Annotated in this window: 15 protein-coding genes and 1 tRNA gene; 2 read left to right on the top strand and 14 right to left on the bottom strand. The window is 59.7% G+C overall.

Going from position 1 to position 19680, the window contains the following annotated elements:
* The 4 genes from tuf (ACTJKM_RS35375) to rpsL all read right to left on the bottom strand — a co-directional run.
* A partial coding sequence (gene tuf, locus ACTJKM_RS35375; RefSeq protein ID WP_058326272.1) for an elongation factor Tu occupies positions 1–1130 on the bottom strand: 1130 nt, incomplete at its 3' end.
* A 70-nt stretch (positions 1131–1200) separates the two neighbouring features.
* Positions 1201–3300: an elongation factor G gene (gene fusA / locus ACTJKM_RS35370; protein WP_057252176.1), complete on the bottom strand. Its 2100-nt coding sequence runs from the start codon at positions 3298–3300 to the stop codon at positions 1201–1203.
* 33 nt (positions 3301–3333) lie between these two features.
* On the bottom strand, positions 3334–3804 hold the full coding sequence (gene rpsG / locus ACTJKM_RS35365) for a 30S ribosomal protein S7 (RefSeq protein WP_057252175.1): 471 nt from the start codon (positions 3802–3804) through the stop codon (positions 3334–3336).
* Positions 3805–3882: 78 nt separating this feature from the next.
* A complete protein-coding gene (gene rpsL, locus ACTJKM_RS35360) occupies positions 3883–4254 on the bottom strand; it encodes a 30S ribosomal protein S12 (RefSeq protein WP_003507760.1) in 372 nt (123 codons plus the stop codon).
* 564 nt (positions 4255–4818) lie between these two features.
* On the opposite strand from rpsL, the gene ACTJKM_RS35355 reads away from it, so the two are divergent.
* Positions 4819–5115 carry a hypothetical protein gene (locus tag ACTJKM_RS35355; RefSeq protein WP_057252174.1) on the top strand — a complete coding sequence of 99 codons (297 nt, stop codon included), beginning with the start codon at positions 4819–4821 and terminating at the stop codon, positions 5113–5115.
* Positions 5116–5249: 134 nt separating this feature from the next.
* On the opposite strand, the gene rpoC is transcribed toward ACTJKM_RS35355, so the two are convergent.
* The 9 genes from rpoC to ACTJKM_RS35310 all read right to left on the bottom strand — a co-directional run bounded on the left by rpoC (position 5250) and on the right by ACTJKM_RS35310 (position 17701).
* The gene (rpoC, locus tag ACTJKM_RS35350; protein ID WP_058325124.1) at positions 5250–9455 is read right to left on the bottom strand and encodes a DNA-directed RNA polymerase subunit beta'; all 4206 of its coding nucleotides are present in this window, start codon (positions 9453–9455) and stop codon (positions 5250–5252) included.
* Between the two features lie 183 nt (positions 9456–9638).
* The gene (gene rpoB / locus ACTJKM_RS35345) at positions 9639–13778 is read right to left on the bottom strand and encodes a DNA-directed RNA polymerase subunit beta (RefSeq protein ID WP_058325123.1); all 4140 of its coding nucleotides are present in this window, start codon (positions 13776–13778) and stop codon (positions 9639–9641) included.
* A 267-nt stretch (positions 13779–14045) separates the two neighbouring features.
* Entirely contained in the window at positions 14046–14429 is a 384-nt protein-coding gene (rplL, locus tag ACTJKM_RS35340) for a 50S ribosomal protein L7/L12 (protein WP_057252171.1), read from the bottom strand.
* 58 nt (positions 14430–14487) lie between these two features.
* Positions 14488–15006 (bottom strand): 50S ribosomal protein L10, encoded by a 519-nt coding sequence (gene rplJ, locus ACTJKM_RS35335; protein ID WP_057252170.1) that lies wholly within the window; start codon positions 15004–15006, stop codon positions 14488–14490.
* A 331-nt stretch (positions 15007–15337) separates the two neighbouring features.
* Positions 15338–16036 (bottom strand): 50S ribosomal protein L1, encoded by a 699-nt coding sequence (gene rplA, locus ACTJKM_RS35330; RefSeq protein ID WP_057252169.1) that lies wholly within the window; start codon positions 16034–16036, stop codon positions 15338–15340.
* A gap of 4 nt (positions 16037–16040) precedes the next feature.
* Entirely contained in the window at positions 16041–16472 is a 432-nt protein-coding gene (gene rplK, locus ACTJKM_RS35325; protein ID WP_043626293.1) for a 50S ribosomal protein L11, read from the bottom strand.
* Positions 16473–16679: 207 nt separating this feature from the next.
* Positions 16680–17210 (bottom strand): transcription termination/antitermination protein NusG, encoded by a 531-nt coding sequence (gene nusG / locus ACTJKM_RS35320; RefSeq protein ID WP_034795476.1) that lies wholly within the window; start codon positions 17208–17210, stop codon positions 16680–16682.
* Positions 17211–17226: 16 nt separating this feature from the next.
* The gene (gene secE / locus ACTJKM_RS35315) at positions 17227–17427 is read right to left on the bottom strand and encodes a preprotein translocase subunit SecE (protein ID WP_034795473.1); all 201 of its coding nucleotides are present in this window, start codon (positions 17425–17427) and stop codon (positions 17227–17229) included.
* A 198-nt stretch (positions 17428–17625) separates the two neighbouring features.
* Positions 17626–17701 (bottom strand) — tRNA-Trp (locus ACTJKM_RS35310).
* Between the two features lie 251 nt (positions 17702–17952).
* On the opposite strand from ACTJKM_RS35310, the gene ACTJKM_RS35305 reads away from it, so the two are divergent.
* Positions 17953–18489 carry a GrpB family protein gene (locus ACTJKM_RS35305; RefSeq protein WP_058329647.1) on the top strand — a complete coding sequence of 179 codons (537 nt, stop codon included), beginning with the start codon at positions 17953–17955 and terminating at the stop codon, positions 18487–18489.
* A gap of 15 nt (positions 18490–18504) precedes the next feature.
* On the opposite strand, the gene tuf (ACTJKM_RS35300) is transcribed toward ACTJKM_RS35305, so the two are convergent.
* Positions 18505–19680: elongation factor Tu (gene tuf / locus ACTJKM_RS35300; RefSeq protein ID WP_034795467.1), on the bottom strand; the 1176-nt coding region annotated here is incomplete at its 5' end.

Here is a 19680-nt window from a genome sequence, read left to right as displayed (position 1 = left end):
CCTTCGCGGATCGCGAAGCGCAGCTTTTCTTCCATCGCGATCGGAACGATCAGCTCGACGGCAACGGTGACGTTGTCGCCCGGCATGACCATTTCCGTACCTTCCGGCAGCGTCACGATGCCCGTCACGTCCGTCGTGCGGAAGTAGAACTGCGGACGGTAGTTCGTGAAGAACGGCGTATGGCGGCCGCCTTCTTCCTTCGTCAGGATGTAGGCTTCGGCCATGAACTTCTTGTGCGGCTTGACCGAACCCGGCTTGCACAGGATCTGGCCACGCTCAACGCCGTCACGGTTAACACCACGGATCAGCGCGCCGATGTTGTCGCCGGCCTGGCCCTGGTCGAGCAGCTTGCGGAACATTTCAACGCCCGTAACCGTCGTCTTCGACGTGTCGCGGATGCCGACGATTTCAACTTCTTCGCCGACCTTGACGATACCGCGCTCAACGCGACCGGTCACAACCGTACCACGGCCCGAGATCGAGAACACGTCTTCGATCGGCATCAGGAACGGCTGGTCGATCGGACGCTCCGGCGTCGGGATGTAGGCGTCAACAGCGGCCATCAGCTCGCGGATCGCATCTTCGCCGATCTTCTTGTCCGAATCTTCCAGAGCAGCAAGAGCCGAGCCCTTGATGATCGGAATGTCGTCGCCCGGGAATTCGTAGGACGACAGAAGTTCGCGAACTTCGAGTTCGACGAGCTCGAGAAGCTCGGCGTCGTCAACCTGGTCGACCTTGTTGAGGAACACGACGATTGCCGGAACGCCAACCTGGCGGGCGAGCAGGATGTGCTCGCGGGTCTGCGGCATCGGGCCGTCAGCAGCCGAGCAAACCAGGATCGCGCCGTCCATCTGGGCAGCACCGGTGATCATGTTCTTGACGTAGTCGGCGTGGCCGGGGCAGTCAACGTGAGCGTAGTGACGGTTCGGCGTCTCGTACTCAACGTGGGCCGTCGAAATGGTGATACCACGGGCCTTTTCTTCCGGCGCAGCGTCGATCTGGTCATACGCCTTGAACTCGCCGAAGTACTTCGTGATCGCTGCGGTCAGCGACGTCTTGCCATGGTCAACGTGGCCAATCGTGCCAATGTTAACGTGCGGCTTGTTGCGCTCAAATTTGCTCTTTGCCATTTCCGGCTCTCCGTTTTCTATCCCCTACCGGGGAAAACTCTTAACTTCTGTCAGCGAAAGGGTATTCCGGTCACTTCTGACCGGAATACTTCGCCTGGATTTCCTGTGCGACGTTCGACGGAACCGGCGCGTAGTGATCGAAGGTCATCGTGTACTGTGCGCGACCCTGAGACATCGAACGCAGGTTGTCGACGTACTTGAACATGTTCGCGAGCGGCACGTTTGCGGCGATGACGACAGCAACGCCACGCGATTCCTGGCCCTGGATCTGGCCACGACGAGAATTCAGGTCGCCGATAACGTCACCGACATAGTCTTCCGGCGTTACGACTTCGACCTTCATCATCGGCTCGAGAAGCTGTGCGCCAGCCTTCTTGGCCGCTTCACGGAAGCAAGCACGCGATGCGATTTCGAAGGCCAGAACCGACGAGTCGACGTCGTGGAATGCGCCGTCGATGAGCGTCGCCTTGACGCCCAGCATCGGGAAGCCAGCGAGCGGACCCGAAGACAGAACGCTTTCGATACCCTTCTGAACGCCCGGGATGTATTCCTTCGGAACAGCACCGCCGACGATCTTGGATTCGAACTTGAAGTCTTCGCCTTCCGGGTTCGGTTCGAAGACGATCTTGACGCGCGCGAACTGACCGGTACCACCGGACTGCTTCTTGTGCGTGTAGTCTTCTTCGTGCTGGCGCGTGATGGTTTCGCGGTAAGCAACCTGCGGCGCGCCGACGTTTGCTTCAACCTTGAACTCGCGACGCATGCGGTCGACGATGATGTCGAGGTGAAGTTCGCCCATGCCGGCGATGATCGTCTGACCGGATTCCTGGTCAGTCTTGACGCGGAAGGACGGGTCTTCGGCAGCCAGACGGTTGAGCGCGAGGCCCATCTTTTCCTGGTCGCCCTTGGATTTCGGCTCGATCGCGATCTGGATGACCGGCTCGGGGAACTCCATGCGCTCGAGGATAACCGGCTTCAGCGGGTCGCAGAGCGTGTCGCCCGTCGTGGTTTCCTTGAGGCCTGCGAGAGCGACGATGTCGCCAGCGAAAGCTTCTTCGATGTCTTCACGGCTGTTGGAGTGCATCTGCAGCATGCGGCCGACGCGCTCGCGCTTGTCCTTGACCGTGTTCATGACCGACGAGCCCTTTTCGAGCTTGCCCGAGTAGATGCGCGCAAAGGTCAGCGAACCGACGAAGGGGTCGTTCATGATCTTGAACGCGAGCATCGAGAGCGGCTCGGCATCATCAGCGTGACGCTCGATCTCTGCTTCGGTCTTGGCGTCGATACCCTTGATCGCCGGAATGTCGAGCGGCGACGGCAGGTAGTCAACGACGGCGTCGAGAAGCGGCTGAACGCCCTTGTTCTTGAACGCGGTACCGCAGAACATCGGGTGGAACTTCACGTCGATGGTACCGCGGCGAACGAGTTCGCGGATCTTGTCATTCGAGGGCATGTTGCCTTCGAGATAGGCTTCCATCGCAGCTTCGTCGATCTCGACAACGGTCTCGATCAGCTTTTCGCGATATTCTTCGGCCTTGTCCTTCAGGTCGTCCGGGATTTCGACAACGTCCCACTGAGCGCCGAGGGACTCGTCGCGCCAGACGAGGGCGTTCATCTCGATCAGATCGATAACGCCCTTGAATTCGGTTTCAGCGCCGATCGGCAGCTGCATGACGACAGCCGTTGCACCGAGACGGGTCTTGATCATCTCGACCGAGCGGTAGAAGTCGGCGCCGGTCTTGTCCATCTTGTTGCAGAAGATCATGCGCGGAACATTGTACTTCTCAGCCTGACGCCAGACGGTTTCCGTCTGCGGCTCAACACCGGCGTTGGCGTCGAGAAGCGCAATAGCACCGTCGAGAACGCGCAGCGAACGCTCGACTTCGATGGTGAAGTCAACGTGGCCGGGGGTGTCGATGATGTTGAAGCGGCGGGTCTTGCCGTCACGACCCTTCCAGAAGGTGGTCGTGGCAGCAGAGGTGATGGTGATGCCGCGTTCCTGCTCCTGCTCCATCCAGTCCATGGTCGCAGCGCCGTCGTGGACTTCGCCGATCTTGTGGGACTTGCCGGTGTAGTACAGGATGCGCTCAGTCGTCGTGGTCTTGCCAGCGTCGATGTGCGCCATAATACCGAAATTACGGTAGTCTTCGATTTTGTATTCGCGTGCCATAGTGGACTGCCTCTTGAGACGTTCGCGCCAGAATTACCAGCGATAATGCGAGAACGCACGGTTGGCATCAGCCATCTTGTGCGTGTCTTCGCGCTTCTTCACGGCGCTACCACGGTTGTTCGCTGCGTCCATGAGTTCGCCGCACAGGCGATCAACCATGGTCGTTTCGTTACGCTTGCGTGCGGCCGCAATCAGCCAACGGATGGCGAGGGCCTGGCGACGCTCCGGACGAACATCGACCGGAACCTGGTAAGTTGCACCACCGACGCGGCGCGAACGCACTTCAACGTGCGGCGCGATGTTGTCGAGCGCAGAGTGGAATACGGTGATCGGCTCTTGCTTGAGCTTGACCTGAACCGCATCGAACGCGCCGTAGACAATGCTTTCCGCAACAGACTTCTTGCCGTGCAGCATGATGGCGTTCATGAACTTCGTGACAACCAGATCACCGAACTTCGGATCCGGATTGATCTCGCGCTTTTCTGCTTTATGACGTCGGGACATACTTCTCGTCTCTTCAAACTGTTTCAGCGCTTTACCACGCGGAGGACCTCGCGCAGCGCCGGGATTTTCAAAACCGAATTACTTCGGACGCTTCGCACCATACTTCGAACGACGCTGCTTGCGGTTCTTGACGCCCTGCGTATCGAGAACACCACGGATGATGTGGTAACGAACGCCCGGAAGGTCCTTAACGCGGCCGCCGCGGATCATGACAACCGAGTGCTCCTGAAGGTTGTGACCTTCACCCGGAATGTAGCCGATGACTTCGAAGCCGTTCGTCAGACGAATCTTGGCAACCTTACGGAGAGCCGAGTTCGGCTTCTTCGGGGTCGTCGTGTAAACGCGGGTGCAAACGCCACGCTTCTGCGGGTTTTCCTGCAGAGCAGGAACCTTATTGCGCTTTACCTGTGCCTGACGAGGCTTGCGGATCAGCTGGTTTACGGTAGGCATATACCCATCCCTTGCAAAATCTTATCACGTTACCCTTGCGGGCGGATCGTTGCCGTCGCCGGCAGTTTCGAACGCCTCATGAAATGCGCAAAACAGGGGCCGATCCGCCTTTCCGCAGATGGCCCCAAATAAAGCAGAGGACGCACTATCGTGCGCGTCTTGCGTGCAGCATTGTAGTCGTCGGCGTGCGTTTCGAACCTTGTTTGAGGCGAACTCCAGAACGCGACGTTCCGAACCAGCCAGCCTCACATGGGCTCCGATGCGGCGGGGTGTACTGATTTCAAGGCCAACAGTCAAGGGCAATTAAGAAATATTCTATCGCGCGCAGGCCTGACATGCCTGCAAAACAAGGCTTTTGCACATGGTTTCGAACCTTGTGCCCGCCTCTTTGGCCCTTCGACAGGCGGAGTGTCGGATAGGGTTAAGGAATCGGCAACCACTTTGTGGGGGTTTTCCACCATCTTCGAGTCGGTCGCTGCAGAAGCATTCGAGGCGCGATGCATTTCCATCGCGCCGGACAAAAAAGGGCGCTAAGGTCGCGCCAGCCAATCGAAAGGAAACAATATGGCCGTCACCCCAGACAACGACAATGCCCCGGACGAACCGATGGTGTTCATCATCATCGGCAAGGCCTATGAGACCGACGGCGACGAAGACGGCGTGGACATTCACGTGATGCTCAAGGCGCCCGACGACGATACCGCTGTTCGCGAAGCACTGAACGCCCTTGCCGAAGAGGGTTTTCTCGAGGCTGATCTGGACCAGATCGGCACACTGACCGAGATCCCGAGCGACGAACCCCACGCCTCCGCCTACCAGGGCGCACTCGAAGGCGAAGTGGCGATCATCCGCTTTAGCTAATCTTTGCAGTCAAGTGACCTTCGCCCTCGCCGTTGCCGCGCGGGGCGACCGCCCAAAAGAAGAAGCCGCCGAGATCGCTCTCGGCGGCTTCTTCTTTGTGTGGGTCAGAGGGCGGAATAACCCGCCCTCCCCGCTTATTCGGCTGCAGCGTTCTCGTTGGCGAGATCGGCAAGCATTGGCGTTGCTGCCTCGGCGCCCGTGCCACGACGACGTTCTTCCAGGATCATTTCGTCGCGCGCGGTTGCGATGCGGCGGATCTGGGTCATCGTGCCACCGGTACCGGCCGGGATCAGACGGCCGACGATGACGTTTTCCTTCAGGCCCTGCAGGCCGTCCGTCTTACCAGCGATCGCCGCTTCGGTCAGGACCTTGGTGGTTTCCTGGAACGAAGCCGCCGAGATGAAGGACGGTGTCTGCAGCGACGCCTTGGTGATGCCGAGCAGGACCGGATCGCCGTATGCCGGCTTCTTGCCCTGTTCGATCAGGCCGTCGTTGACGTCTTCGAGCTCGATCCGGTCGACATTGTCACCGACGATGTAGGTCGAGTCGCCGGCATCGGTGATTTCCACCTTCTGCAGCATCTGGCGAACGATGACTTCGATGTGCTTGTCGTTGATGACAACGCCCTGCAGTCGGTAGACTTCCTGGATTTCGTTGACCAGGTAGGAAGCAAGCGCTTCCACGCCCTTGATCGCCAGGATGTCGTGCGGCGCCGGGTTGCCGTCGAGGATGTAATCGCCCTTTTCGATGTAGTCGCCATCCTGAAGATGGAAGGGCTTGCCCTTCGGGATCAGGTACTCGACCGGCTCGACACCGTCTTCCGCCGGCTCGATCAGAACGCGACGCTTGTTCTTGTAGTCGCGGCCGAAGCGAACGGTGCCATCGATCTCAGCGATGATGGCGTGATCCTTCGGACGACGGGCTTCGAACAGTTCGGCAACACGCGGCAGACCACCGGTGATGTCCTTGGTCTTGGCGCTTTCGAGCGGCGAACGAGCGAGAACGTCACCCTGGCTGACCTTCTGGCCGGGTTCGACCGAGAGGATCGCGTCGACCGAGAGCAAGAAGCGGGCTTCGCCGCCGCGCGACAGCTTGGCAACTGCGCCGTTCTTGTCCTTGATGACGATCGCCGGCTTGAGGTCCGTACCACGCGGGGTCGAACGCCAGTCGATAACCTGGCGCTTGGTGATACCGGTCGACTCGTCGGTCGCTTCGAGCACCGAGATGCCGTCGACGACGTCTTCGAAGTGAACGGTACCTTCTACTTCCGTCATCATCGGACGGGTGTAGGGGTCCCACTCGGCGAGACGCTGGCCGCGCTTCACCTTGTCGCCATCGTCGACGAGGATCTTCGAACCATAGGCAACACGCTGCGACGAACGCTCGACGCCACGCTCGTCCAGGATCTGGACCGCCATGTTACGGCCCATCGCGACGAGAACGCCGTCCGAGTTGCGCAGCATGTTGCGGTTCTTGATCTGGACCGTACCTTCGTAGGACGCTTCCAGGAACGACTGGTCGACCACGGTCGCCGTACCACCCAGGTGGAAGGTACGCATGGTGAGCTGGGTGCCCGGTTCACCGATCGACTGTGCAGCGATAACGCCAACCGCTTCGCCCATGTTGACCGGCGTACCACGAGCCAGGTCGCGGCCGTAGCAGACGCCGCAAACGCCCGTCTGGATTTCGCAGGTCAGTGCAGAACGGATGCGGATCGACTGGATACCAGCCTTCTCGATCTCGATGACGTCGGGTTCCAGGATCATCCGGCCGGCATCGACGATGCGAGCGCCCGTGACCGGGTGATCGATGTCGTCCAGAGCCGTACGGCCAAGAATACGAGCGCCAAGCGAGGCCACAACCTGACCGGCGTCGACGATCGCCGTCATTGTGAGACCGTTTTCGGTGCCGCAATCGACGGAGTTGACGATGCAATCCTGCGCGACGTCGACGAGACGACGGGTCAGGTAACCGGAGTTCGCGGTCTTCAAGGCGGTGTCGGCCAGACCCTTACGGGCACCGTGGGTCGAGTTGAAGTACTCGTTAACGGTGAGGCCTTCCTTGAAGTTCGAGATGATCGGCGTCTCGATGATTTCGCCCGACGGCTTGGCCATCAGGCCGCGCATGCCGCCCAGCTGACGCATCTGGTTCGGAGAACCACGGGCGCCGGAGTGCGACATCATGTAGATCGAGTTCATCGGCTTCTGACGACCGTTTTCGTCGAACTCCACCGCCTTAATGCGGGCCATCATTTCGTCGGCGACCTTTTCGGTCGCCTTGCCCCAGGCGTCGACAACCTTGTTGTACTTTTCGCCCTGGGTGATGAGGCCGTCGTTGTACTGCTGCTCGTATTCCTTCACGAGCGCTTCAGTGTCGCCGACGATCTTCACCTTGGTGTCCGGGATGACCATGTCGTCCTTGCCGAACGAAATGCCGGCGCGGCAGGCATGGGCAAAGCCGAGCTGCATGATGCGGTCGCAGAAGATGACCGTGTCCTTCTGGCCGCAGTGACGGTAGACCGCGTCGATCATCTTGGAGATGTTCTTCTTGGTCATTTCCTGGTTGCAGATGTCGAACGGCACGTTGACGTTGCGCGGCAGCAGCTCGCCGATGATCATGCGGCCAGGCGTGGTTTCGTAGATCTTCGAAACCGGGTTGCCCTCGGCATCGACGGTCTTGAAGCGGCCACGGATCTTGGCATGCAGGGTCACGGCCTTGGTTTCGAGCGCGTGATGCAGTTCGCCCATGTCCGAGAACGCCATGCCTTCGCCCGGCTCGTTCTGGTTCAGGATCGACAAGTAGTAGAGACCGAGAACCATGTCCTGCGACGGAACGATGATCGGCGCGCCGTTTGCCGGGTGCAGAATGTTGTTCGTCGACATCATCAGCACGCGTGCTTCGAGCTGGGCTTCGAGCGACAGCGGCACGTGAACGGCCATCTGGTCACCGTCGAAGTCGGCGTTGAAGGCCGTGCAGACGAGCGGATGCAGCTGGATCGCCTTGCCTTCGACCAGGGTCGGTTCGAAGGCCTGGATGCCCAGGCGGTGCAGCGTCGGCGCGCGGTTCAGGAGAACCGGATGCTCGCGGATGACCTCGTCGAGGATATCCCAGACTTCCGGCTTTTCCTTTTCAACGAGCTTCTTGGCCTGCTTGACGGTCGAGGAGTAACCCTTGGCGTCGAGGCGGGCGTAGATGAACGGCTTGAACAACTCGAGCGCCATCTTCTTCGGAAGACCGCACTGGTGCAGCTTCAGTTCCGGACCGGTCACGATAACCGAGCGGCCGGAATAGTCGACGCGCTTGCCGAGCAGGTTCTGACGGAAGCGGCCCTGCTTGCCCTTCAGCATGTCGGACAACGACTTCAGCGGACGCTTGTTGGCACCGGTGATGACGCGGCCACGACGGCCGTTATCGAACAGCGCGTCCACAGATTCCTGCAGCATGCGCTTTTCGTTACGGATGATGATGCCCGGAGCACGCAGTTCGATCAGGCGCTTCAGACGGTTGTTACGGTTGATCACGCGGCGGTAGAGATCGTTCAGATCCGACGTCGCGAAACGGCCGCCGTCAAGCGGCACGAGCGGGCGCAGATCCGGCGGGATCACCGGAACGACCTTCATGATCATCCATTCCGGCCGGTTGCCGGATTCCATGAAGTTCTCGACGATCTTCAGCCGCTTCATCAGCTTCTTCTGCTTCAGATCCGAGGTCGTCTCGGCAAGTTCTGCACGCAGATCGCCGGCGATCTTTTCCAGGTTCATCGAAGCGAGCATCTCGTAGATCGCTTCGGCGCCGATCATGGCGGTGAACTGGTCTTCGCCGAACTCATCGACGGCGAGCATGTAGTCTTCTTCGCTGAGGAGCTGGTTTTCCTTCAGCGACGTCAGACCCGGCTCGGTCACGATGTAGTTTTCGAAGTACAGAACGCGTTCGACATCCTTCAGCGTCATGTCGAGCAGCGTCGAAATGCGTGAAGGCAACGACTTCAGGAACCAGATGTGGGCGACGGGAGCGGCGAGCTCGATGTGGCCCATGCGCTCACGGCGAACGCGCGACAGCGTGACTTCGACGCCGCACTTTTCGCAGATGATGCCCTTGTACTTCATGCGCTTGTACTTGCCGCACAGGCACTCGTAGTCCTTGATCGGGCCAAAGATGCGCGCGCAGAACAGACCGTCGCGTTCCGGCTTGAACGTACGGTAGTTGATCGTCTCCGGCTTCTTGATCTCACCGTAAGACCAGGAAAGAATCTTCTCCGGCGAGGCGATCGAAATCCGGATGGAATCGAAGGTCTGTGCAGGCACCTGCGGATTGAAAAGATTCATGACCTCTTGGTTCATGCCTGTCTCCTTTACGGGCTTTACGCCCTGAGCTTGGCGAGGGTGCCGACAAATCCCGGGCGCCGGCCCCTGCCCCTTAAACAGCTAAAACCGCATTGGCTGCGGCTCTGTTCCTGCCGAAAACGTCAGCGTCTTCAGGCGGAAACGGTGCGCGCCGCATCGCGGCACGCACCTTGGGTCTCTTTACTCGGCTGCGTCCGGCAACTGTGCCGCGCCAGCCTCGTCGACCTTCGAGTTTTCGAGCTCGACCGAAAGGCCCAGCGAGCGCATTTCCTTGACGAGAACGTTGAAGCTCTCCGGAATGCCCGCTTCGAAGGTATCGTCGCCACGGACGATCGCTTCGTAGACCTTGGTACGACCGGCAACGTCGTCCGACTTGACCGTCAGCATTTCCTGCAGGGTGTAGGCCGCGCCGTAAGCTTCCAGCGCCCAGACCTCCATTTCCCCGAAGCGCTGACCGCCGAACTGCGCCTTACCGCCCAGCGGCTGCTGGGTGACGAGCGAGTACGGACCGATCGAACGGGCGTGGATCTTGTCGTCGACCAAGTGGTTGAGCTTGAGCATGTAGATGTAGCCCACGGTCACCTGACGGTCGAACTGATCGCCGGTACGGCCATCGTAAAGCGTCGACTGACCGGTTACCTTCAGGCCCGCCTGCTCCAGCATCTCGTTGACGTCGGCTTCGACAGCACCGTCGAAGACCGGCGTCGCGATCGAAACGCCGCGACGGGTCTGCTCGGCCAGGCGCACGATCGACTCGTCGTCGTACTGCTTGATCGGCTCGCCCTTCGGGCCCGACCCGATGACGCTGTCGATGGTGTCGCGCAGCGGCTGGATGTCGGCGCCTGCCTTGTAGGCATCGAGCATCGCGCCGATCTTCTTGCCCATGCCGGCGCAAGCCCAGCCGAGATGGGTTTCGAGGATCTGGCCGACGTTCATGCGCGAAGGCACGCCGAGCGGGTTCAGAACGACGTCGACATGCGTGCCGTCTTCCAGGAACGGCATGTCTTCGATCGGCACGATACGCGACACGACACCCTTGTTGCCGTGACGGCCGGCCATCTTGTCGCCCGGCTGGATCTTGCGCTTCACAGCGACGAAGACCTTGACCATCTTCATGACGCCCGGAGGCATTTCGTCGCCGCGCTGGACCTTCTCGACCTTGTCCATGAAGCGCTGTTCAAGGCGCGACTTGGATTCGTCGTACTGGGCGCGCAGAGCTTCGATCTCGCCCTGAGCCTTTTCGTCTTCGACGGCGAACATCCACCACTGCGAGCGGGGGTATTCGCTGACGACGAGGTTCGAAAGCTCGGTGCCCTTCTTGAAGCCCTTCGGGCCGGCAACGGCCGTGTGGCCACGCAGCATGTCGACGAGACGTGCGTAGACGTTACGATCGAGGATCGCCTGTTCGTCGTCGCGGTCCTTGGCGAGGCGTTCGATTTCCTCGCGCTCGATCGCCATCGCGCGTTCGTCCTTCTCAACGCCGTGGCGGTTGAAGACGCGAACTTCGACGACGGTACCGAAGGTGCCCGGGGGCATGCGCATCGAGGTGTCGCGAACGTCGGAAGCCTTTTCACCGAAGATGGCGCGCAGAAGCTTTTCTTCCGGCGTCATCGGGCTTTCGCCCTTCGGCGTGATCTTGCCGACGAGGATGTCACCCGGCTGAACCTCAGCACCGATATAAACGATACCGGCTTCGTCGAGGTTACGCAGCGCTTCTTCCGAAACGTTCGGAATGTCGCGGGTGATTTCTTCCGGACCCAGCTTCGTGTCACGCGCCATCACTTCGAATTCTTCGATGTGGATGGAGGTGAACACGTCGTCGCGCACGATCCGCTCGGAGAGCAGGATCGAGTCTTCGTAGTTGTAGCCGTTCCACGGCATGAACGCGACGAGCGCGTTGCGGCCGAGCGCCAGGTCACCGAGGTCGGTCGACGGACCGTCGGCGATGATGTCGCCCTTGTTCAGAACGTCACCGACGGTAACCAGCGGACGCTGGTTGACGCAGGTGTTCTGGTTCGAACGCTGGAACTTCTGCAGACGATAGATATCGACGCCCGACTTCGACGGATCGAGGTCTTCGGTGGCGCGGATAACGATACGGGTCGCGTCAACCTGGTCGACGACACCGCCACGACGGGCAGCGATTGCTGCGCCGGAGTCGCGGGCAACGACCGGCTCCATGCCGGTACCGACGAACGGCGCTTCGGCGCGCAGCAGCGGCACGGCCTGACGCTGCATGTTCGAGCCCATCAGTGCGCGGTTCGCGTCGTCGTTCTCAAGGAACGGGATGAGCGCGGCCGCGACCGAAACGAGCTGCTTCGGCGAAACGTCCATCAGGTTGATGTTGTCGCGCGGTGCCAGCATAACTTCGCCGGCATGACGGCAAACGACGAATTCTTCCGAGAACGAACCATCGCTCTCGAGAACCGAGTTGGCCTGGGCGACGTGATACTTCGCTTCTTCCATCGCCGAGAGATAGACGACGTCGTTCGTCACCTTGCCGTCAACGATCTTGCGGTACGGGCTTTCGATGAAGCCGTACTTGTTGACGCGGGCGAAGGTTGCGAGCGAGTTGATCAGACCGATGTTCGGGCCTTCCGGCGTTTCGATCGGGCAAATACGGCCGTAGTGCGTCGGGTGAACGTCGCGGACTTCGAAGCCGGCGCGCTCGCGGGTCAGACCACCCGGGCCAAGTGCCGAAAGGCGGCGCTTGTGGGTGATTTCCGAAAGCGGGTTCACCTGGTCCATGAACTGCGACAGCTGCGAGGAGCCGAAGAATTCGCGGACGGCTGCGGCAGCCGGCTTGGCGTTGATCAGGTCCTGCGGCATGACGGTGTCGATCTCGATCGACGACATGCGTTCCTTGATCGCGCGCTCCATGCGCAACAGACCCAGGCGGTACTGGTTTTCCATCAACTCGCCGACCGAACGAACACGGCGGTTGCCGAGGTTGTCGATGTCGTCGATTTCGCCCTTACCGTCGCGCAGTTCGACGAGCATCTTGACGACAGCCAGGATGTCTTCCTTGCGCAGGGTACGGACGGTATCCGCAACTTCAAGGTCGAGGCGCATGTTCATCTTGACGCGGCCGACGGCCGAGAGGTCGTAGCGCTCGGCGTCGAAGAACAGCGTGTTGAACATGGCTTCCGCAGAATCCATGGTCGGCGGCTCGCCCGGACGCATGACGCGGTAGATATCGAACAGAGCGTCCTGACGGTTCTCGTTCTTGTCTACGGTCAGCGTATTGCGGATGTAGGCGCCGACATTGATATGGTCGATGTCGAGAACCGGGATTTCGTCGAAGCCGGCCGACAGAATGACGGGAAGCGTCTTCTCGTCGATCTCGTCGCCTGCTTCGAGGTAGATTTCACCGGTTGCGAAGTTGACGACGTCTTCGGCAAGATAGTTGCCGTAGAGGTCATCATTGGTCGCCTTGAGCGCCTTCAGACCCTTGTCCTGCAACTGACGAAGCAGGCGCGGGGTCAGCTTCTTGCCAGCCTCGACAACGACTTCACCGGTGTCGGCGTCGACCATCTCGGTGATGGCCTTCTGACCCTTCAGGGCATCCGGCTGGAACGGCACGCGCCAGCCTTCGCCGTCGCGCTGGTAAAGCGACTTCGTGTAGAAGGTGTCGAGGATTTCCTCGCCGTCCATGCCGAGCGCCATCAGCAGCGACGACACCGGAATCTTGCGGCGGCGGTCGATACGGGCATGCACGATGTCCTTGGCGTCGAACTCGATGTCGAGCCAGGAACCGCGGTAAGGAATGACGCGTGCTGCGAAGAGCAGCTTGCCCGACGAATGGCTCTTGCCCTTGTCGTGGTCGAAGAACACGCCCGGCGACCGGTGCATCTGCGAAACGATAACGCGCTCGGTACCATTGACGATGAAGGTACCGTTGTCGGTCATGAGCGGCATGTCGCCCATGTAGACGTTCTGTTCCTTGATGTCCTTGATCGACTTCGCGCCGGTATCCTCGTCGATATCGAATACGATGAGGCGCAGCGTCACCTTGAGCGGCGCTGCGTAGGTCAGATCGCGCTGACGGCATTCCTCGACGTCGAACTTCGGCGGCTCGAATTCGTAGGACACGAACTCAAGCATCGATGCGCCCGAGAAATCCTTGATCGGGAAAACGGACTTGAAAACAGCTTGGAGCCCCTCGTCAGGGCGACCGCCCTTGGGCTCTTCAACCATCAGAAACTGGTCGTAGGATGCCTTCTGAACCTCGATGAGGTTCGGCATTTCTGCGACTTCTGGAATTTTACCAAAAAACTTGCGTACGCGCCTGCGACCGTTAAACGAAAGGGTCTGAGCCATCGTCGCTCCTTGTCAATCTTGCATCCGGGCCTGCAACGGACGGGAACCGATGGCCAGTCGACCCCGTCAATCAATGAGTAGTCCAATCTCGTCCAGCTAACGGAAAACGCTCAGCGCGGATTGCTGTGCTGCCTTCCGTTCGAGACCATCCTCTTGAAGAACCCATTACCCAAAAGCCGTTTTTCGACAGGCTTTTGGGTAATATGTTCCAAAAACGGTCAAAGAGAGGCGGCCTGAAAAGGCCACCTCCCCTTGCATGTAGCCGAATTACTTGACGTCAACCTTGGCGCCAGCGTCTTCGAGCTTCTTCTTGAGGTCAGCAGCTTCAGCCTTGGAAACTGCTTCCTTAACCGGCTTAGGAGCGCCTTCGACGAGGTCCTTGGCTTCCTTGAGGCCGAGACCGGTGATGGCGCGGACTTCCTTGATGACGTTGATCTTGTTGGCACCAGCGTCAACGAGGATAACGTCAAATTCGGTCTTTTCTTCTTCAGCAGCAGCAGCAGCACCGCCGGCAGCGCCGCCAGCAACAGCAACAGCTACCGGAGCAGCAGCCGAAACGCCCCACTTCTCTTCGAGCAGCTTGGAAAGCTCAGCAGCTTCCAGAACGGTCAGCGAGGAGAGGTCTTCAACGATCTTTGCGAGATCAGCCATTTTACTTTTCCTTTTGTTCGGTTCGAACTGGTTTTAAATACAACAGCGAAAATCCGCCTTAGGCGGCTTCGTCCTTCTTGGCATAGGCCGAGAACACGCGAGCAAGCTGGCTTGCCGGTGCTGCAACAACCGTTGCGACGCGGGTTGCCGGGGCATTGAGAAGGCCCAGCAGCTTTGCGCGCAGCTCGTCGAGCGAAGGCAGGGTCGCGAGCGACTTGACTGCTTCGGCGTTGAGCGTGGTTGTGCCCATGGCGCCACCGAGAACAACGAGCTTGTCGTTGGTCTTGGCGAAATCCATGACGACCTTAGGAGCCGTGATCGGGTCTTCGCTGTATGCGATCAGCGTCTGACCCTTGAAGAGATTGCTCATCCCTTCCGACTCGGTGCCCTGAAGAGCGATCTTGGCCAGGCGGTTTTTCGCGACTTTGACGGTGCCGCCAGCAGCGCGCATCTTCGAACGGAAGTCGTTCATCTGCGCAACTGTGACACCAGCATAGTGGGCCACGACAACCGAACCGGAAGCCTTGAAGACTTCGTTCAGCTCCGTGACGAATTCGCGTTTTTCCGCTCTTTCCACTGTCTGTCTCCAGTAGGCAGGGTTGCAATACTGCAGCCCCGCCGGGTTTGCCTTTGTCACCCGAGATCGAGCTCGATCCCACGTAACGCTTAAGGATCCTGTCCCTTGGCGTTCCCGGAAGAGCCGGGTCTGACACAAGGCAAGCGAGGTTCGAACCGAATTTCGACGCCTCCGGCGCCATAGCGAAATTCAGATCTTACCCGTCTCATGCAGGCCGAAGTGATTAAGGTAAAACCACCCGCAATCTCGGACAGGAGTTCCGGACTTGACGTCCGGAATTCCCGGCCCCGAAAGGCCGGGAATTTGGTACCGGGCCGAAGCCCGAAAACGATTAAGCGACGCTGAGCGTGGCCGGGTCGATCTTGAGGCCTGGGCCCATGGTCGACGAAATAGCGACGCGCTTGACGTAGTTGCCCTTGGCGCCGGTCGGCTTTGCCTTGATCACTGCGTCAGCGAAAGCACGGATGTTTTCTTCCAGTGCCTTGGCATCGAAGGATGCCTTGCCGATGCCGGCGTGAACGATACCGGCCTTTTCGACGCGGAACTCGACGGCGCCGCCCTTGGATGCTTTGACGGCACCAGCGACGTCCATCGTGACCGTGCCGACCTTCGGGTTCGGCATCATGCCACGCGGGCCGAGAACCTTACCGAGGCGACCGACGAGCGGCATCATGTCCGGGGTTGCGATGCAGCGATCGAAATCGATCTTGCCGCCCTGAACGATTTCGACGAGCTCTTCCGCGCCAACGACGTCAGCACCGGCAGCCTTGGCTTCGTCAGCCTTGGCGCCACGTGCGAAAACGGCGACGCGAACCGAGCGGCCGGTGCCGTTCGGCAGGTTGACGACGCCGCGGACCATCTGGTCGGCGTGGCGCGGGTCAACGCCGAGGTTCATCGCAACTTCGATGGTCTCGTCGAACTTGGCAGTTGCACGTTCCTTGACCATCGAAACGGCCTCGGTGAGGCCGTAGATCTTCGTCGGATCGACGCCCTCGCGGGACTTCTGTACACGCTTTGCAATCTTCGCCATGGTCTTAGCCTACCACTTCCAGGCCCATAGCGCGGGCAGAGCCCTCGATCATGGCCATTGCGCCTTCGATATCGGCAGCATTGAGATCCTTCATCTTGGCTTCGGCGATCGACTTGATCTGAGCCTTGGTGAGCTTGCCGGCCGAACCGCCCTTGCCGGGGGTCTTCGAACCGGACTGGATCTTTGCTTCCTTCTTCAGGAAGTAGCTGACCGGCGGCTGCTTCATGACGAAAGTGAAGGACTTGTCCTGGTAATAGGTGATGACGACCGGGATCGGCATACCCTTTTCCATTTCCTGCGTGGCGGCATTGAACGCCTTGCAGAATTCCATGATGTTAATGCCACGCTGACCGAGCGCAGGACCGATCGGCGGGGACGGATTGGCCGACCCAGCCTTCACCTGCAGCTTGAGCTGGCCTGCAACTTTCTTAGCCATTTCTCTCTGCCTTTCTGAAATCCCTTTGCGACGGATCGCACCGGGATCTGTTACGCCGGTTGCCCGGCTTGTTGCCGATCACGGGGATCAGCGGCTGCGGTTGCGTGGTACGGACGATCCGACCCGGCTAAGGTCGCTCCCCTTCCACGCGCATGCGGATTTCTCCGCCAGAACGGGTCGCAACCCGCCCTATCTCTTGAGATCTTCTCAGACCTTCTCGACCTGACCGTATTCCAGCTCGACCGGCGTCGCGCGACCGAAGATCGAAACCTCGACCTTGAGGCGCGAACGCTCTTCGTCGACGTCCTGAACGACGCCGTTGAACGAGGCGAACGGACCATCCGAAACGCGGACCTGCTCGCCGATCTCGAACGAAACCGACGGCTTCGGACGCTCGACGCCATCCTGGACCTGACCAAGGATGCGCTCAGCCTCATGGTCCGGAATCGGAACCGGCTTGCTGTCCGTACCGAGGAAACCCGTTACCTTCGGCGTATTCTTGATGAGATGGAAAGCCTCATCCGTCAGATTGGCGCGAACCAGAACGTAGCCCGGGAAGAACTTGCGCTCGGCGTCGACCTTGCGGCCACGACGCACTTCGACAACCTTCTCGGTCGGCACGAGAATCTTCTCGAACAAATGCTCGAGACCCTTCTGCTTGGCCTTTTCCTCGATCGATTCAGCGACCTTCTTTTCGAAGTTCGAATAGGCGTGAACAATATACCAGCGCGCAGCCATACTACCCTCCACCCAATCAAGCGCCAACGTTGAGGATGAGGCCGATCGCCCAACCCATCAACTGGTCCGCAGCAAAGAAGAAGGCAGCGGCAAAAAAGACCATGACAAAGACCATCAGCGTCGAGATCATCGTCTCGCGCCGAGAAGGCCAAGTCACTTTCGACGTCTCAGAGCGAACCTGCTGCAGAAACGTTACCGGATTCGTTTTGGATGCCATGTAATGCTCACGCCATTACGGCGCGTAAAGCCGATGATTCAGCCCCACGCACCGCGTGTCTGTTTGGACCCTACATAAAGACCGATTCTGAAAACCACAAGAGCCAATCAGTCTTTTTTGTGAATTTCGTCGACCGGGTCACCGGTCCTTAAGCTTTAGTTTGCCGTCCCCTCAGCCTTTATGCAAGCGCGAGAGAAATGGCAGGGGCAGAGGGGCTCGAACCCCCGACCTGCGGTTTTGGAGACCGCCGCTCTACCAACTGAGCTATACCCCTATTCAGCTGCGCCTTCGTCTAACGACGCGTCGCCGCCTCAAGTCAGCGGCTTAATATTCAGTTTGCCGGAGGATGACAAGCACCTTTCACCGAAGAAGCGAAAAAATCCTCATCGAATTGCGACAACCCCCTGCCCTGCCGCCTGCGGCGTCACGAACGGGCGCAAGTCATTGTCGAGCCTGCCGTAATTTCCGCGGCGCGCGAAGTCGGGAATCCGCTATCCTGCCGGCAATTGCCGGGAGCCGAATCATATGTCGCGCATCACGCTGGTCGAACACGAGCCCTGCTGGCCTTTGTTGTTTGAAGAGCGAGCCTCAGAGATCGCGAAGCTGCTTTCACCCTTCGTCCGCGAGGTCCATCACATCGGCAGTACCGCAGTGCCCGGATTGGCGGCGAAGCCGAAGATCGATATCGATGCGGTCATCGCGGATCTGAGAAGGCTGCCGGAGCTGACTGCGCGCCTTCGCAGCATCGGCTACACCTTTCACCGCGATCCGCACGCAAGCGGCCTCTGGACCTTCACCACCGATACGCGCCCCTACGGCACGCGCCTCTATCTTTGCTCTGGCGACAACGCCGCTCATGCGGCACGCCTCCTCTTCCGCGACCAGTTGCGTGAACGGCCGGACTATGCCGAGCGATACGAGACGCTGAAAAAGCGGCTTGCCACAGACGCCAATGGCGATTGGGATATCTACACCCACGGCAAGCGCGACTTTATCGATGAAGTCCTGGCAGCTCCTGCAACGAAAAAGGCCCCGCCGTTGCCAGCGGGGCCTCTCTACTGATCTGAAACCAGCAGATTACTCGACGATCGAGGCTACGATGCCTGCGCCGACGGTACGGCCGCCTTCGCGGATCGCGAAGCGCAGCTTTTCTTCCATCGCGATCGGAACGATCAGCTCGACGGCAACGGTGACGTTGTCGCCCGGCATGACCATTTCCGTACCTTCCGGCAGCGTCACGATGCCCGTCACGTCCGTCGTGCGGAAGTAGAACTGCGGACGGTAGTTCGTGAAGAACGGCGTATGGCGGCCGCCTTCTTCCTTCGTCAGGATGTAGGCTTCGGCCATGAACTTCTTGTGCGGCTTGACCGAACCCGGCTTGCACAGGATCTGGCCACGCTCAACGCCGTCACGGTTAACACCACGGATCAGCGCGCCGATGTTGTCGCCGGCCTGGCCCTGGTCGAGCAGCTTGCGGAACATTTCAACGCCCGTAACCGTCGTCTTCGACGTGTCGCGGATGCCGACGATTTCAACTTCTTCGCCGACCTTGACGATACCGCGCTCAACGCGACCGGTCACAACCGTACCACGGCCCGAGATCGAGAACACGTCTTCGATCGGCATCAGGAACGGCTGGTCGATCGGACGCTCCGGCGTCGGGATGTAGGCGTCAACAGCGGCCATCAGCTCGCGGATCGCATCTTCGCCGATCTTCTTGTCCGAATCTTCCAGAGCAGCAAGAGCCGAGCCCTTGATGATCGGAATGTCGTCGCCCGGGAATTCGTAGGACGACAGAAGTTCGCGAACTTCGAGTTCGACGAGCTCGAGAAGCTCGGCGTCGTCAACCTGGTCGACCTTGTTGAGGAACACGACGATTGCCGGAACGCCAACCTGGCGGGCGAGCAGGATGTGCTCGCGGGTCTGCGGCATCGGGCCGTCAGCAGCCGAGCAAACCAGGATCGCGCCGTCCATCTGGGCAGCACCGGTGATCATGTTCTTGACGTAGTCGGCGTGGCCGGGGCAGTCAACGTGAGCGTAGTGACGGTTCGGCGTCTCGTACTCAACGTGGGCCGTCGAAATGGTGATACCACGGGCCTTTTCTTCCGGCGCAGCGTCGATCTGGTCATACGCCTTGAACTCGCCGAAGTACTTCGTGATCGCTGCGGTCAGCGACGTCTTGCCATGGTCAACGTGGCCAATCGTGCCAATGTTAACGTGCGGCTTGTTGCGCTCAAATTTGCTCTTTGCCAT

Origin of the sequence: Ensifer sp. 22460 (assembly GCF_052044935.1) — a bacterium.
Taxonomy (GTDB): Bacteria; Pseudomonadota; Alphaproteobacteria; order Rhizobiales; family Rhizobiaceae; genus Ensifer.
This window is presented reverse-complemented; position numbering and strand designations above follow the sequence as displayed.

Coding starts and splice junctions, on each gene's coding strand:
- ACTJKM_RS35305 (WP_058329647.1), top strand. CDS start 17,953: ATGTCGCGCATCACGCTGGTCGAACACGAGCCCTGCTGGCCTTTGTTG.
- rplL (WP_057252171.1), bottom strand. CDS start 14,429: ATGGCTGATCTCGCAAAGATCGTTGAAGACCTCTCCTCGCTGACCGTT.
- ACTJKM_RS35355 (WP_057252174.1), top strand. CDS start 4,819: ATGGCCGTCACCCCAGACAACGACAATGCCCCGGACGAACCGATGGTG.
- rpsG (WP_057252175.1), bottom strand. CDS start 3,804: ATGTCCCGACGTCATAAAGCAGAAAAGCGCGAGATCAATCCGGATCCG.
- rpoC (WP_058325124.1), bottom strand. CDS start 9,455: ATGAACCAAGAGGTCATGAATCTTTTCAATCCGCAGGTGCCTGCACAG.
- fusA (WP_057252176.1), bottom strand. CDS start 3,300: ATGGCACGCGAATACAAAATCGAAGACTACCGTAATTTCGGTATTATG.
- nusG (WP_034795476.1), bottom strand. CDS start 17,210: ATGGCTGCGCGCTGGTATATTGTTCACGCCTATTCGAACTTCGAAAAG.
- secE (WP_034795473.1), bottom strand. CDS start 17,427: ATGGCATCCAAAACGAATCCGGTAACGTTTCTGCAGCAGGTTCGCTCT.
- rpsL (WP_003507760.1), bottom strand. CDS start 4,254: ATGCCTACCGTAAACCAGCTGATCCGCAAGCCTCGTCAGGCACAGGTA.
- rplK (WP_043626293.1), bottom strand. CDS start 16,472: ATGGCTAAGAAAGTTGCAGGCCAGCTCAAGCTGCAGGTGAAGGCTGGG.
- rplA (WP_057252169.1), bottom strand. CDS start 16,036: ATGGCGAAGATTGCAAAGCGTGTACAGAAGTCCCGCGAGGGCGTCGAT.
- rpoB (WP_058325123.1), bottom strand. CDS start 13,778: ATGGCTCAGACCCTTTCGTTTAACGGTCGCAGGCGCGTACGCAAGTTT.